12 protein-coding genes are annotated in these 14,339 nt (G+C 44.5%); 2 read left to right on the plus strand and 10 right to left on the minus strand.

Annotated features, from left to right (window positions below):
* The first annotated feature begins 82 nt into the window (after positions 1-82).
* On the plus strand, positions 83-1,411 hold the full coding sequence (locus tag P3339_RS16800) for a serine hydrolase domain-containing protein (RefSeq protein ID WP_020411713.1): 1,329 nt from the start codon (positions 83-85) through the stop codon (positions 1,409-1,411).
* A gap of 521 nt (positions 1,412-1,932) precedes the next feature.
* On the opposite strand, the gene P3339_RS16805 is transcribed toward P3339_RS16800, so the two are convergent.
* From P3339_RS16805 to P3339_RS16850, 10 genes are all read right to left on the minus strand, one after another.
* Complete coding sequence (locus P3339_RS16805; RefSeq protein ID WP_282951263.1) at positions 1,933-2,898, minus strand: hypothetical protein; 966 nt, start codon at positions 2,896-2,898, stop codon at positions 1,933-1,935.
* 516 nt (positions 2,899-3,414) lie between these two features.
* Positions 3,415-4,227: a right-handed parallel beta-helix repeat-containing protein gene (locus tag P3339_RS16810; protein WP_282951264.1), complete on the minus strand. Its 813-nt coding sequence runs from the start codon at positions 4,225-4,227 to the stop codon at positions 3,415-3,417.
* Positions 4,228-4,713: 486 nt separating this feature from the next.
* Entirely contained in the window at positions 4,714-5,049 is a 336-nt protein-coding gene (locus P3339_RS16815) for a YnfA family protein (RefSeq protein ID WP_020411710.1), read from the minus strand.
* 49 nt (positions 5,050-5,098) lie between these two features.
* Complete coding sequence (locus P3339_RS16820) at positions 5,099-5,650, minus strand: hypothetical protein (protein ID WP_020411709.1); 552 nt, start codon at positions 5,648-5,650, stop codon at positions 5,099-5,101.
* Positions 5,651-5,984: 334 nt separating this feature from the next.
* Positions 5,985-6,638 (minus strand): glutathione S-transferase family protein, encoded by a 654-nt coding sequence (locus tag P3339_RS16825; protein WP_282951265.1) that lies wholly within the window; start codon positions 6,636-6,638, stop codon positions 5,985-5,987.
* 348 nt (positions 6,639-6,986) lie between these two features.
* Positions 6,987-8,705 (minus strand): DUF8614 domain-containing protein, encoded by a 1,719-nt coding sequence (locus P3339_RS16830; protein ID WP_282951266.1) that lies wholly within the window; start codon positions 8,703-8,705, stop codon positions 6,987-6,989.
* A gap of 72 nt (positions 8,706-8,777) precedes the next feature.
* Positions 8,778-10,586, minus strand: a complete 1,809-nt coding sequence (locus tag P3339_RS16835) for an ABCB family ABC transporter ATP-binding protein/permease (RefSeq protein ID WP_282951267.1) — start codon at positions 10,584-10,586, stop codon at positions 8,778-8,780.
* Between the two features lie 618 nt (positions 10,587-11,204).
* A complete protein-coding gene (locus P3339_RS16840; RefSeq protein WP_020411703.1) occupies positions 11,205-11,816 on the minus strand; it encodes a hypothetical protein in 612 nt (203 codons plus the stop codon).
* Between the two features lie 165 nt (positions 11,817-11,981).
* Entirely contained in the window at positions 11,982-12,899 is a 918-nt protein-coding gene (locus tag P3339_RS16845) for an alpha/beta hydrolase (RefSeq protein ID WP_282951268.1), read from the minus strand.
* Positions 12,900-12,910: 11 nt separating this feature from the next.
* On the minus strand, positions 12,911-13,288 hold the full coding sequence (locus P3339_RS16850; RefSeq protein ID WP_020411701.1) for a YybH family protein: 378 nt from the start codon (positions 13,286-13,288) through the stop codon (positions 12,911-12,913).
* A gap of 114 nt (positions 13,289-13,402) precedes the next feature.
* Between P3339_RS16850 and P3339_RS16855 the strand changes: the two genes are divergently transcribed.
* Positions 13,403-14,299 carry a LysR family transcriptional regulator gene (locus tag P3339_RS16855; protein ID WP_020411700.1) on the plus strand — a complete coding sequence of 299 codons (897 nt, stop codon included), beginning with the start codon at positions 13,403-13,405 and terminating at the stop codon, positions 14,297-14,299.
* Positions 14,300-14,339: the final 40 nt, after the last annotated feature.

Genomic DNA, 14,339 nt, shown 5'->3' on the forward strand with positions numbered 1-14,339 from the left:
TTCAGCAAAAATATAGGAAAATAGACAGCGGACGTAAAAAACTGGAGTAACCAAACGAAAAGTAAATCAAGGAGGTTTTACCATGAAAGGAAAACAGACAACTTCAATTCTGTCTAATCTTTTTATTTGTGCAAGTCTATCTATAACCGTGCTTACAAATGCAATGGATGCTAGTGATACCAGCAACTACACTGAATACACTAAAGCTGATTCCACAGTAACTTATACAAATAAACCTCGCATTTTTGACCACACCAAGGTTGATGAAGCCGTTAAAAACACCATGCGGGATATCGAAATTCCCGGCATGGCTATTGCCTTGGTTGCCAGGCCTGAAATGCCAATCATATGGTCTAAAGGATATGGAGTAAAAAGCCTGGAAGAGGGTGGTCTGGTTACCCGGAATACGGCCTTTTGGCTAGCATCAGTGAGTAAAGTTGTTATGGGAACAGCGATTGCAAAAGCGCAAGAAGACGGAATCCTGAGCCTGGATCAGGAAGTACAAAACCTTCTTGCTGGGGGCTATTTCAACATTGATAACCCAGGCTCACAACCTATTACACTCCAACATCTTGTCACCCATAGATCTGGCATTAATGATGGCCCCACATATCAATGTAGTTACTATATCAATCATGGAGATGGTACCCACTCAAAACTGATGAACCTCAAAGAGCCTGGAATCTGTCCAGAAGACAGCCCAATCACCTTGGCCGGTTTTTTAGGAGCGTACCTCGACAGCGAGGGAGAGTTTTATGATTCAGAGCACAACTTTCTCTCGCAGACACCTGGAGAAGCATATGAATATTCTAATATAGGAGCAGCCTTAGCTGGATATACTGTGGAACTCGCCAGCGGATTTTCTCTCGCTGACTATGCGGATAGAGAAATATTTACCCCTTTAGGTATGATTAACACAAGCTGGAAGCTCCCCGACTTTATCCCAGGAAATATCGCCAGCCCACACTATGCAATCGAAAATAATTTAACACCTATACCACACTACGACCTTGCAACCTGGCCAGATGGAGGATTAAGGAGTAGCGCCTATGATATGGCACTATTCCTCGCCACTATTATGAATGGTGGTGAATTAGTATCAAGAAAACAGGGCAGTAGAATTCTAGAGGCTAAAACTGTTTCTAATATGTTGACACCAATTGAAGATGGTTTCGGCATTTTCTGGGGTCTTGATTTTCTATGGAATTACAATGGAAAAAATCACAAACTTAATGGCCACAATGGTAGGGATCCAGGCTCTTTTTCTTACTTACTCTATAACCCAGCTGATAAAATTGGAGTAGTTTTACTGGCTAACAGCAACCTTGAGAACGCCAACAAAATCAAAGTCAACAAACTCATAACTAAACTCTTCGAAGCCGCCTCAGGGCTACAAACAAGCACACAATAGTATAACTATCTCTTTAAGTAGCGGTCTTCAATTTATAATGTAGGTTGTTCTTAGGAGTATACAGCAAGCACTACGGTGAGTGTCGGAAACTATAAATATAGATCACCATTCTGGCCTCACCCCCTCTTCAGTATATGAAGCAACAATAGCTTCAACAATTAACTGAAATTAAAAAAACAGATTCTCTGGTTTATGATCAGAAAAAATTACCTTTTTAGGCCTTATAAGAGAACTCCCTCCCGATTAGAAAAATATACTACAAAGCTGTTTCTTAAAACCTCTTCTTCCAACTATCAATAAGCATTAGCAAATAAACCCTCAACCCTAACATTAAAGAAACCATATCAACCAGGATTTAAGGAAATAGCAAAGAGCTCAACTTCCCAAATCAACCTTAACCTTTACTTTCAGGTAAAAAAATAGCCCAACAAGAAATGGGCTATCAAATATAGATCACAACAATAAGAAATCCCTAACAATTAAACTAAAAATTGCCAGGGACTTCTTGAGGCAAGGATTAACTATTGTACTATTGTACTGTTATGGTTATTACCAATTTGTCCGACTGTTGCAGTATCCATAGTGCCGGTTTGAGTAACACTAAAATTATTACTTTGCCCATTCTGCGAAGCAACTGCAACATTCATCATTCCAAACTGGGCTAAGAGTCCCGTATTACTGGTTCCAAGCTGGAAGGAGTTTGCAAAGTTAGAAGTACCAGTTTGCAAGAGATTCAGAGTGTTCGACTCCTGCTCCTGTCTAACAAAGGCAATATGGCCAATGCCAACCTGTGAGGCATTCAACAAGTTATTATTTCCTAACTGATCCGCATCAATAAATCCACCTGTAAGGTTGGACTGATTGATATTTACTGTATTGGTATTACCAACTTGACTTGAATCCGCAGAGCTACTTACAACAACAAACTGCCCAATCGTGGCTACATTGGAAGTGCCTACTTGAGTAGCTACCGCAGTAGTACCACCGAAAGTATTTGCTTGAATAATTGTCGCTGTATTACTTTGCTGAAACTGGTTGATCGTCGCTACAGTGGCTTCTGCAGTAATCTGAGATGTTGTTGCGGTATTGTTGTTACCAACTTGCGCAATACCGGCAGTCGTTCCAAGAGTGGCAAAATCCTGAACAGAATTAGCTGTATTTGACTGCCCATCCTGAAGCTGAAATATAGAAGCAAATGAGGTGCTATTTATCTGCTGGCCAAAGGCACTGTTACTGGTGCCAATCTGGGTTTGGGAAATCAAGCTATGGGTAACTGTTGGGTCCACCTGATCCACAACACTAGTGTGCGCATTGCCACTTTGGTTAACAATAGCAGTGTTATTGTCAGCAAAAACACCTTGACTGGCAATAGCGAACAAAACAGCGGCTGCTATGGGGGTACATCTTTTCACGTTTATCTCCTTAGGAAATGAAATTAGCAAACTTAAACTTCTTGTTACTGCTTTAAAGATGAATCTAATCAACATCACGCCCTAGCACAAAAGCAAACGCCAATGCTTAAAGGGGTTTCCTGCGTAATACTCAACAAAAGTTGTACCGATACTCTGGCAACTATCCTTGTAAATTTCCTCACAGTAGAAACACACAACGAGTTACTTCTTATATATGGCCACAGCTTGATGCTGTGATGAGTTTTGTAGCCAGGCCGTGCTTGCGCAATAGGAGATAAGTACCGAAAATATAGGAAAAAATACCCAGGTAGATTAAGACCTTGAAGAAAGCTTTCAAAATCAGGAAAAAATATTACACAATGGTGTAATCGCCCAGCCAGATTACAAAATAAAGGTGTGGAGATTTAGAGCGTAACAAAGGGAGGTGCAATATAGACTGACTATTTACCAAGTATAAATACAGTCAAATGTCGCGGCTTGGCCATCTTAAGTCAAACCACTAACGAATGAAAAGTCAAATTTAGATATAATGGACCTACATATCAAATACGATCTCAATACATAGGCCCATCCAAAGATTAGATTTTACATCTACTGAATACAGGCGTCGTTTGCATTATCAAAAGTGTTAAGTACCCAAACACTGCCAGTACAGGCAGGAACATTCTGATCCATAAGATCATTTCCTGTATTACCTGCCGCATCATTTCCGATAATAAGCCATCCTGTCTGAGCAAATGGCTGCATCATGATTCCATTTACACCATTATCTGTTGATAAGTTCTCTGCAATAATACCGCCATTTCCTTCGGCAACTACGATGCCACTCGCCCCATTAGAGCTGGTATCATTATCTCTCAACAATGAATTGTTACCGACAATTTTTACTCCCATAAGAGTATTTCCTGTCGCCTCAGTAGTTCTCACCTGGCTTCCGTCACCCATCAAACGAATACCCATGCCTGTATTGCCATTCGCGTAAGAAGCCTCCAAGGTGTTGCCAGTGCTCCAAAGGGTAACTCCGGACAAACTATTGAGAGTGGTACTTACTCCCATAATAAAATGGCCACCATCACCCTCTGCAGATACTCCAGTGGCACAACCCTCAATGCTTCCACCGCCTGCAGTATCCTCAAGAACCCTGCCTGCTCCAACTAACCTCACTCCGATTCCAACGGGAGTATCACAACTAATGGTATAACCATTTAAATCCAGGCTTGCACCTTCTTTTAACGTTACTGCAGGATTTATCGCGCATGAAAGAATATCCCCAGACAGAACAGTTGCGGATGTAAGAACATCACCACAGCTGACAGCTGAAGCTATACCCGACACCGAAATACTGGCGGCTCCGGCAACGGTGAGCAGTACTGCTTTTAAAGGATTAACACTTACATTTTTCATATTAGATTCCCTTCATTTATTGATTGTTTCAAAGGAGAGTACACCCAAAGCCAAGGAGAGTTTGACCTAGGTTTGAGAAAGGGCCATAGGAAATTTTTCCTAAATAGATAGCAAAACAACCTGGATTATCAACAGCCAAAACAATCAATATCCCCAACAGATACTGTTATAACCATTTACTATTTTTCAATTGGCCCAGGTAAGTAGAATGCCCGACCCCAGGTAAATTAGGAAGATTAAAAAAATTATAAGCCTATGAGAAAAACTTTTATTCCGGGCATAAAACGTAAAACAACACGACAGCCATAAAAAGATAAGCGCACCATTTTACAGCAAAAAACAGAAGCACTGAAAACCATAAAACAGCTAAAGCGTCAATTCATTAAAGATTTATATGTTAACCAGAATACAAACGAAACTTGATTTATATATAAAACTTATTCTTATGAAGAAAAAATCGGATACTATTACAGCAAATCCATTATATTAATGCATTTGTCGCGGGGAGAACATAATAATGCTCATCCCCACCACTGCCACACTGGCACCGGTTATATCCCAGACAGTTGGCTTGACTCCATTCACCAACCATAGCCACATAATGGACGTAAAGATATAAATACCGCCATAAGCTGCGTAAACCCGCCCTGCTGCGGTCGGGTGAAGTGTTAACAGCCAGACAAATAGCGCGAGACTAATGCCGCCAGGTAGCAAAAGCCAAGCACTCATTCCCTGCTTGATCCAGAGATAAGGAAGATAACAGCCGGCAATTTCAGCAAGTGCAGTTACAAAAAACAAAGCTATTGTTTTTAATTCAAACATTACCGGAGATTTACCGCTTTCCTTATCACCAAAAGTTCACTAGCGATTACTAATCAACGGGACAAAGACTTTCAAGCGAAGTAGTAAATGCACGCTTCATAAATTCAAATTGCTCATTGGTCTCCATAAGTTTACTCAATGAGCTTCTGGCGACAAGAAAACGCTTTTTTTCTGACTCTGTCATTCCTTCATGATACAGATATAACTGTTCTACAGGCTTCATTGCTGCCTTTTCTTGTCGGTAGTGGGAATCTGCAGACATCGCCAAATCCACCTTATCCCTTATGGACCCGTCAGGCATAATTTGCACCGACACACTGGGAACCAGATTGGCAATTGGCCCGGTTAGATTGAGTACCTCTGGATTCAGCTCACTCAGTTTTCTGGCAATATATACCTTCAGCTTGTTATTCCTGACTTCCAGCTTCACGAATGGTTTTATTGTTTTGAACTTATCTTTATCTTCTTCGAACAATTTAACGGAAGCTTCCAACATCACCAGGCTTTGCGTATTCAGGAAACGTTCATACTCCTCCAGTTGGCAAGAGGCCTGCACACTTTGGCAGAATACAAAGGCGAGAATCAAGGCTGGTATTTTCATTGTTCCAATGTTTATCCTTAACATTTTTATATTGGCCGCCCAATTCCAGCGGGCAAACCTTCCTTTACCCCAAGGATATTTTAGTCGCCTTTTTACAACCGAGTTTCTATAGGTTCACATTTGAGGAATTTCCTGCAAAATGTACGCGGCGTCCCTCTTTTTACAAGCTATAAACGCCATAAACAGATAAAAGGTAGTAACTGCCAGTTCATCAGTACCTAAAAATATGAAGGGGCAGTAAAGGAAGGCCAGCATCAGTTCCAATAGTGACCAGTTATTGACGAAATAAACAACGCCAGCCCAGCTCCAAACTCGTTAATCAATGTGCTGGCAGTCAATAATTGTCCAAAATCACGGGCGGTAAAGACCTGGCTTGGGACACCCACTCTTCCACACTCTCTCTTGCCAGCAGTTTCACTATCCATTGGTGAGTTAGGGGCCAGGTATTCAGTTGGGGAGAATGTGAGTAAATCCGAATAACTGTAGGCACCAGTACCAGATCGGCCAGAGAAAGCTCCCCACATAGATAAGGGCCACCACTGGATTTCAGTTCCGACTCCCACACAGAAAATAATCTCTCCGTATCCTTATGCTCATCCGAGGTCATCTCACGCTTATTGGGATAAAAAGCACTTTCAAATGACAGGCGGGGACAGAGCCCCGATAACCCGGCATGTTGCCAGCTCAGAAATGAGCGGACCCTTGCCCTGGCTAAAGGCTCAGCGGGGAGCAGGGCATCCCCACCTATTTCATTGGCATATTCCATAATTGCCAAAGAATCAAAGATGATGTTATCGCCATCAACCAACACTGGTACGGATGCAGATGGTGATATTTCTCCAATTCGCCGCAGATTTTCGAACCTCTGGGGCTTTCTTATATCCACCACTCGCTCTTCAAATTGAATACCAAGCTCCCTCATAGCGAGCCAAGCGCGGAATGCCCAAGAGGAGGCATTTTTTGTACCGGTGTATAAAATACGGCGCATCCTTTCTCTCCACCTAACTGAAGACTAGTAATTTCCACCTCATAATAACCGGCGCTTATTTAGCAACGAAAGAATGCAAAAAGCTATTTATTTTCTATCAGTTTAAGGGCACAAACGTACCAACAAATTTAAGCCAAAGTGCAACAGGTTTGACTTGATTGAGCAAGCTTAATGAGAACTACAAGTAAAGCCTGGGGGAGAAGAGAATCACTGAAAGCTCTAGATAACATTTGTTATCAAAGTAGAAAAATTATTTAATAGCTTTTACTTCAAAATCAATGATCTGCTTTAAGAAAGAATAAAAAAGCCCGGCGATGCCGGGCTTTTAATTCCAGTCCTAAAACTCTGTTATTTAAGGCCTAGTACCTCTTTCCCCTGGATAAAAGTAACATCTACAGGAATGTTCGCTTCAGACAACCGATCCAGGTCACCTTGCAATTCGGGACCAATCACGCCCTGCTTGGCCAATAGCGCTTTAGCTTCTTCATAGTTACCGTCACCTTGGATGGTAAGGATCAGGCGAGACAAATTAGTCATTGCCTGCTGCATCTTCTCGAAGTCTACACTGTATTGCCCAGTCTCAGGATCACGGGTAAAAGCGCCCTGCTCCTTGAAGAAGTTGAAGCGCATCATATTCGCCTTACCATGCGCACTTGCCGCACCAAAGCGTACGCTGCGGAAGATCCCGGCGAGGAAGGTAACGTAATTATCCATCAGCTCGCCATCTTCGATTTCACCTTTCTCATGCAGGCGGGTGACCATATACAGACCCAGAATATCCGCCTTGCCTTCCTCCAGGGAGGAGGAGGTTTCCTTCAATGCAGTGCGTACATTCGCACCACCATCAACGGTTTTCTTGATCCCGAGGCCATGGGCCACTTCATGGAACATGGTATTGGCGAAGAAAGCTGGGAAAGTAATATGCTTGCGCTGCTCAGGAGCAATCAGTACATCGCTGATAGGCACCAGAATCTTGTCGAACTTAGCGCGCATGGCATTTTTCAACTGTAAACGACGGGTGCCCTTGGCCAGCTGCACTTCTTCATCATTGGGTAAGTTGATGGCAATGGTCTTGGAACCAGCATTGCTATGCCCTGCATAGAAAAGTACATCGTAAGCATTCAGGTCAGAATCAGTGCCCGGCTCTTCCGATTTGTACTTCTCTTCAACTGGCAGGCCTTTCTGAAGCTCAGGCAGCAGTGCGGCAAACTTAGCCAGCTTTTCACTCCACTCCTTATCCTTCAGCAATACATAAGACTCATAAGCGGTGCGGTAAGCAAACATCTGGTCTTCGTAGTTCTCAATGGGGCCGATGACTACGTCGATCTCATTTTCCTTCATGTCCATCCAGGCCATATCACTGGGACGGAAATTATCCGTCAACAGCGCATCGGCGCGCATGGTCAGGTAGTGTGCAAACTCCTTGCTCTCAGCCAGTGCGGCAGCCTGGCGCAGGATATCAGCGGCTTTTTTCAATTCCGCGTTATACGCTTTGTTGTAAGGAATCAGCTCCAGCTTGCCGGCATCATTGCGACGGACCAGGGAATAGAGGCCATCTTTGCCAGGCTGATCCCAGTCCTCAAACTCCTCACGCGTCATATCCGCTGGATAGAAGTTCGCACCGAGGGGTTTAGAGCCATAGCCAACAATAAACGGTTTGTTGTCGTTTAGACGATCCCAGGGGCCATAGTTAATATCGGCGAACTTGCGCGCGCGGCTATCTTCGATTTCCGGCAGCAGTACTTCTGCGGGACCGTAGGACTGCAGCCAAAACAGGCGATCCATAATCTGGCTGGCGTCGATCAGCAAACCAATCATCTTGCGCTGGTTATTGCTCAAGCTGCTGAGGTTAGCAGTAAGCTCTACAGGCACATAGATATCAAAACGCTTATCTGCATTCTCCACAGTCTGGCCAGGAGGCGGGCTCACAGTCTCAGATTCAACAATCTGGGCTTCGGCCTCATCTTTTTTGACTTCTTCGGCCTCTTTGTTTTTGCTACAGCCGCCCACCAGCACTATCGCCAACAGTGCGGCAGCGATCTTGGAGGACTGAAAAGGAATGGTCATATCGCTCTGCCTATCGTTTTTTTGTGTCGGCGCCACATTAGTCGGGCTGGGCACAATTATCAAGATAGGAGCCTAGGGCGTGACAATCTCTACCTCATCGGTACGCTCCTGCTGCTGCATCTGCCAGAGCATCGCATAATGACCCCCTTGTTCCAGCAGCTGGCTGTGGGAACCCTGCTCAACAACCTTGCCCTGATCCATTACCAGGATGGTGTCCGCATCTACAACCGTAGAGAGGCGGTGAGCAATGACGAGAGTGGTCTGCTCCCGGGCAATCTCCTGTAGTGAGGCGACAATGCTACGCTCTGATCGGCTATCCAGGGAGGAGGTCGCTTCATCAAAAATCATAATTGGTGGTTTTTTGAGCAGCGCCCGGGCAATCGCAACCCGCTGCTTCTCCCCTCCGGAAAGTTTCAGGCCGCGTTCTCCCACCAAGGTATCTATTCCATTAGGCAATTGCTCGACAAAGTCTGATAGGTGCGCGTGTTGGATCGCCTCCATTACCTCCTCATCAGTGGCACCTACCTTGCCGTAGCGCACATTCTCTTTGATTGACTGGTTGAACAGCACCGCATCCTGTGGCACCACGCCAATAGCTCGGCGCAGGGATTCCTGGGTTACAGTGCGGATATCCTGACCATCAATACAGACTCTGCCACCCTCGGCATCATAGAAACGGAACAGCAACTTAAACAATGTTGATTTACCGGCACCACTAGCACCGACAATAGCTACTTTCTGACGTGGCAGCACTGAGAAGCTTACTCCACGCAAAATTTCGCGATTGTCCTTGTAGCCGAACCGTACTTGCTCGAAGTCGATACGCCCTTCGAATACCTGTAGTTTGGACGCCTCCAGCTTATCTGCTACCGCGGGCTTTACCGTCAGCAAGGAGAACATTTTCTCAATATTTGCCAGGGCTCCCTTCATTTCGCGGTAGACAAACCCGAGGAAATTAAGCGGGATAAAGATCTGCATCATAAAGGCATTAACCAGGACAAAATCACCGATGGTCATCTGTCCGTTCGTTACCCCAACCGCTGCCAGCACCATCGCGGCACACATGGCGCTGGCAATAATCAGAGCCTGACCGGTATTCAGACTAAACAAGGATAAGCGGTTCTTACGCCGGGCCTGCTCCCAAGTTGCAAGCTCCTTATCATAATGGCTGGATTCGTGCCGCTCGTTGGCAAAGTACTTAACCGTCTCGTAATTCAGCAGGCTGTCCACGGCACGACTACTGGCCTGTGACTCCGCCTCATTAAGCGCTCGTACAAAGCGGGTGCGCCATTCTGTGGCCACTACGGAGAAGCCGATATAAATAATGACCGCCGCCAAAACTACCAGGGCGAACACACCGCTGTAATTCCACCAAAGAAGCCCCGCCACCATAGCAATCTCTACCAGGGTAGGCACGATATTGAACACCATAAAACGCATCAGAAAGCCGATGCCGCTATTACCACGCTCAATATCCCGGGACAAACCGCCGGTGCGCCTATCCAGGTGAAAATCCAAATCCAGCTTGTGCAGATGCTGAAATACCTCCAGCCCTACCCGGCGCTGGGCACGCTCGGTCACACGGCCAAAAATGGTATCCCTCAACTCACCGAACAAGGTGCTGGAAAAACGCACTGCACCATAGGCCAGCAAAAGCCCCAACGGCAACGCAATAGCCTCGGCTACACCACCAGCTTTATCCAAATTATCGACTATGTGCTTAAGAATAAATGGAAGAGTAACCCCTGCGACCTTGGCTCCAATCAGGCACAGGATTGCCAGGACAACAGCTCTACGAAACTCCAGCAGGTAGGGAAACAGGGTCTTAAGTGCGCCCCAATGCACCTCATCCAATGGAACTGTGGACTTAGGTCTCGGCATAATTGGTTCCGGAAGGAAAATTAGGCGCCTATTATAAATAGACTGAAAGACTTATATAGACGCTCAGCCAGATATGCAGGGTGAACGCCCTACTGCGACATCACATACCTTGGTTACCCAACCAATATTCAGATTAATCATATCCGCAGCATAAAGAGGGGGTTATCAGATGCCAGGGAGACAGCAGGCACTGGAAACAGCGGCAAACACCCAACCTGGTCAGCATCGGTGGAAGTATAAGAAGGCTTATTCGAATTTTCGTCCTCCAGCTCACAATTCATCAGAATAGCTACCCTTAGCCCGCCTCCACAAAGCGGCAAGCGGCGCTTAGCGATACCTCTATATTGCTACCAACGACTATAACGACATTGCTCTGCAGCAAATAGTGTTTATCTAGTGAGAAAGAGAGGCTCTGCCTATTACCAATAAACAGATAATATTTTAATTATCAGATTTGACTTTCGCCAAGCCAATAACCAATACATATTTTTAGAGTAAGAATCTCATAAAAAATATAATATTACAGGTCAGGAAAAGTCATAAACTCACTCGGCACACCCAAGAAAGTCATCTGGATTGACAGATAACTCTCTTAAGTTAACGTGATACAGCTTCCCCCTAATTCGCCGAAACTCGATTCAGCGCGCCATTATTGTAGCGGTAAACTTCACAATTCATCTTTGCATCTAACACCAGCATTTTCTGCTTGGTTTCACGCCCTTGAGTCGCACCTGAGTACTCTCTATCAAAACAAATATACCAATTTATATTGGTAAAGGCTTCGATCATCATTTGAAGCTTATTCCCACAACCAGATGGGACGTGATGATTTGACCCATTTACATTCACCATCATTGCAGATGAATAATTACATGGAATCTTTGAAATATACATTTCTATTCTCCCTACCGGCCCATAACTAGTAAACTTATCCAGTGACCGTAAGAAAATTTCTTCAGCATGCCCACCACCTTGATAATTTTGTGGCTTGGTCACTTTTGTCTTACTGCTATTAAGCCTACCCCTTTGAGCAGGGTAAATTCCTCCAGGTAAAGGTGAACTTCGAACAGGGGTTTTGTAGTCAATCGAGAATATGTTACTGAGGGTGCTGTCATCACTGTCAAATCTGTAAATCAAGTACTCATTCACCCCACCTGTTTGCTGTCTATAAGCATTACAAGCTTCAAATTCACGGACAAACCTTCTGCTTTGATGCATTGTAAAAGGCATTTCTCTCTCCTTGAATGGTTGTTGTACTCAAATCACATCTTAGAAATCAATACTCTCCAAAAATAAATTGACCTAATAAAGGCATTTAAGCCCTTAAAAATAACTCAGAGATCTCGAAGCTTTAAAACTATCCTGTTGGATCAACCCCAAACCAACTGAAAGTAATCAACCATGGCAATCCATATTTTCTAACATATATTTTAAAACTTTGTCATCAACATTATTCAATCGTTCAAGAATATTAAGATGATCTCGGTCATTAGCCAGAGAAAAAGAGCAGTTGATTCCTGACTTAAGCAGTTTTTCCTGATACTCCTTTGTCTGGCGAAAAAACTCAGGAGTATCAAACTCAGGCACTATTAGATGTAGCGGGCAGAGTTTTCTCCCCTCTCTAAGCGGGATTAACTGTGGACTTACCCTCTCCGCTGAGTCCATCGACATCTTAATTGTGTCATTGACGAAGCTCTTTACCAGGGGGCGGATATCAAAAAGCCCGGCTAAGGAAAATGCAGCCTTGAATTTGCTCTGTGCGGATTTTGAAACACCAAACTGTTCCCAATCGGTCTGGTGAAGCATCGCTACAAGCTGACCACCCGCCGAGTGCCCTACCAGGTAAACTGCCGACGAGCCTCTCTGTTCAGCTTCTATAAGTACCGTAGCCATCGCACACTGCATCTGTTTTACAATGGATTCCATTGGCTGGCCATTATTCCAATCCTGGGCCATACGGTATCCAGGCATGTAGACAGCAAACCCCTTTTTATTAAAAGATTCAGCTAGAAAGGAAAACTGTTCCTTTGAGAACCACTGCCACCAACCACCATGAATATAAATTACTATGGGTGCATCTTCAGGAACATTCCCAGGCCTGAAGACATCCATAGAACCCAATAACTCTCCCTCTCCAAAGTGAACAGTTTGCAACCCATCCTTTACCTCTTGACGGTAAATGGAGCTATGACTCTCGGTGAATGCCACATGGGCTGGTAGTAACTCCTCTGTAGGCAACCGATGGGTCCACAGCGTTGGGTTGTATTGTTCGTCTGTTTTTTCCCGTGTAAAACTATTCCAGTATTCGTTCATCTTATTTTCCTTTACTTCACACTCGGATCTAAAGCTTCAAAATGATCCTCGCGCAGGCGCATAGTGCCATCCTCCTGTAGAACCCAGAGTTCCCGCGTGATCACCCCTTGCGCCTTATTCATTTTCCAATTGCTAGAAAGTACAGTTGAAGCATCATCTACGACCTCAATTTTAGTATCCAGATAAGACACTTCTGAGAATCCCTGGGCTACCAGATTTTCCCAAAAGGCCTGTATCTGCTCCCTTCCCTGAAACAGGCCGAACGGTTTGGCCACCATTTGGGCATCCTTTTCATACATAGACGCACAGCCTTCAGCATTACCCTGATTGAAAAACAACTTCCATTGCTCGCTGGCTACTACAGTTTTTTCGATTAGCACCTTACTCATATCAGACTCCTCTTCACAAAAACTAAGTATTGAGTTTCTGCAAGCATATTGCCCCAGCTACCACCTTATGATAAACAGGTATTCAATCAAATAACTGTTTAGTAAAATTAAACAATGAAGCCTAATCTTGAGGATATGCAAGTATTCCTGGCCGTAGTAGAAGCCCGTAGTTTTACGGCTGCGGCAGATAACCTTGCCCGTACCAAGTCGGCAATTAGCCAAGCGGTTACCCGGCTGGAGGGAGATCTTGGTACAAGGCTGCTCTACCGAAGTACACGGGCACTCTCTTTAACGGAAGCAGGCACCCAGTTCTACACTCACTGCCGCGAAATCCGGGATATCTATAACTCAGCCTTGGCAGACTTAAAAAGCACCAATGAAAAGTTATCAGGCACGCTGACGATTACTGCACCTCACGCACTCTGTGAGCCAGTTATTGTTCCGGCAATTGCACAATTCGCGGAACAGCATCCACAGCTTGGAATACGATTACTGGCGAACGATGCCCCCATAGACCTGATTGAGTCTCAAGTAGACCTTGCAATCCGAGTGGGCAGCCTCGATATGCAATCAGCCAAAGTATCCAAGCTAGGCATACTTCGGGAAAGTCTCTATGCAAGCAAAACTTATATGGATGAGCAGGGTGGTTTACCAGAGGACCTCTCCACATTGATCCATTGGCGACATATCGCTAATGATTGGCAGGGTATCCCGATTAAATATGAGTTAGGCAGCAAAAGAAAAATACGAGTCATACCAAAAATTCGCTGCAACTCTTTACATGATATTTTAAAAATGACGGAGATGGGGTTAGGGATTGCCAGAATTCCAGATATTACTGCATCACAAAGTATCGAAAAAGGTCTATTGAAGCGGGTGATTGAAGTCGGCTCAACCCCTATACATTATATGCACCTTTACCCAAAGAAGCCTCCTGTTAAAGTCCAGAGATTTATAAAATCGGTAAAAGACCAACTGAAATATTCAGATAAAGATAACCATCAGCTTTAGGCTGCCTCATGATCAACTTACTGATTTATTTTAACCTGCC

This window comes from Microbulbifer sp. MLAF003 (assembly GCF_030012965.1).
Classification (GTDB): Bacteria; Pseudomonadota; Gammaproteobacteria; order Pseudomonadales; family Cellvibrionaceae; genus Microbulbifer; species Microbulbifer variabilis.

Bases quoted from the DNA above. Each gene is read 5' to 3' on its own strand.
- P3339_RS16800 (WP_020411713.1), top strand. From the start codon at position 83: ATGAAAGGAAAACAGACAACTTCAATTCTGTCTAATCTTTTTATTTGT.
- P3339_RS16805 (WP_282951263.1), bottom strand. From the start codon at position 2,898: ATGTTGATTAGATTCATCTTTAAAGCAGTAACAAGAAGTTTAAGTTTG.
- P3339_RS16810 (WP_282951264.1), bottom strand. From the start codon at position 4,227: ATGAAAAATGTAAGTGTTAATCCTTTAAAAGCAGTACTGCTCACCGTT.
- P3339_RS16815 (WP_020411710.1), bottom strand. From the start codon at position 5,049: ATGTTTGAATTAAAAACAATAGCTTTGTTTTTTGTAACTGCACTTGCT.
- P3339_RS16820 (WP_020411709.1), bottom strand. From the start codon at position 5,650: ATGAAAATACCAGCCTTGATTCTCGCCTTTGTATTCTGCCAAAGTGTG.
- P3339_RS16825 (WP_282951265.1), bottom strand. From the start codon at position 6,638: ATGCGCCGTATTTTATACACCGGTACAAAAAATGCCTCCTCTTGGGCA.
- P3339_RS16830 (WP_282951266.1), bottom strand. From the start codon at position 8,705: ATGACCATTCCTTTTCAGTCCTCCAAGATCGCTGCCGCACTGTTGGCG.
- P3339_RS16835 (WP_282951267.1), bottom strand. From the start codon at position 10,586: ATGCCGAGACCTAAGTCCACAGTTCCATTGGATGAGGTGCATTGGGGC.
- P3339_RS16840 (WP_020411703.1), bottom strand. From the start codon at position 11,816: ATGCCTTTTACAATGCATCAAAGCAGAAGGTTTGTCCGTGAATTTGAA.
- P3339_RS16845 (WP_282951268.1), bottom strand. From the start codon at position 12,899: ATGAACGAATACTGGAATAGTTTTACACGGGAAAAAACAGACGAACAA.
- P3339_RS16850 (WP_020411701.1), bottom strand. From the start codon at position 13,288: ATGAGTAAGGTGCTAATCGAAAAAACTGTAGTAGCCAGCGAGCAATGG.
- P3339_RS16855 (WP_020411700.1), top strand. From the start codon at position 13,403: ATGAAGCCTAATCTTGAGGATATGCAAGTATTCCTGGCCGTAGTAGAA.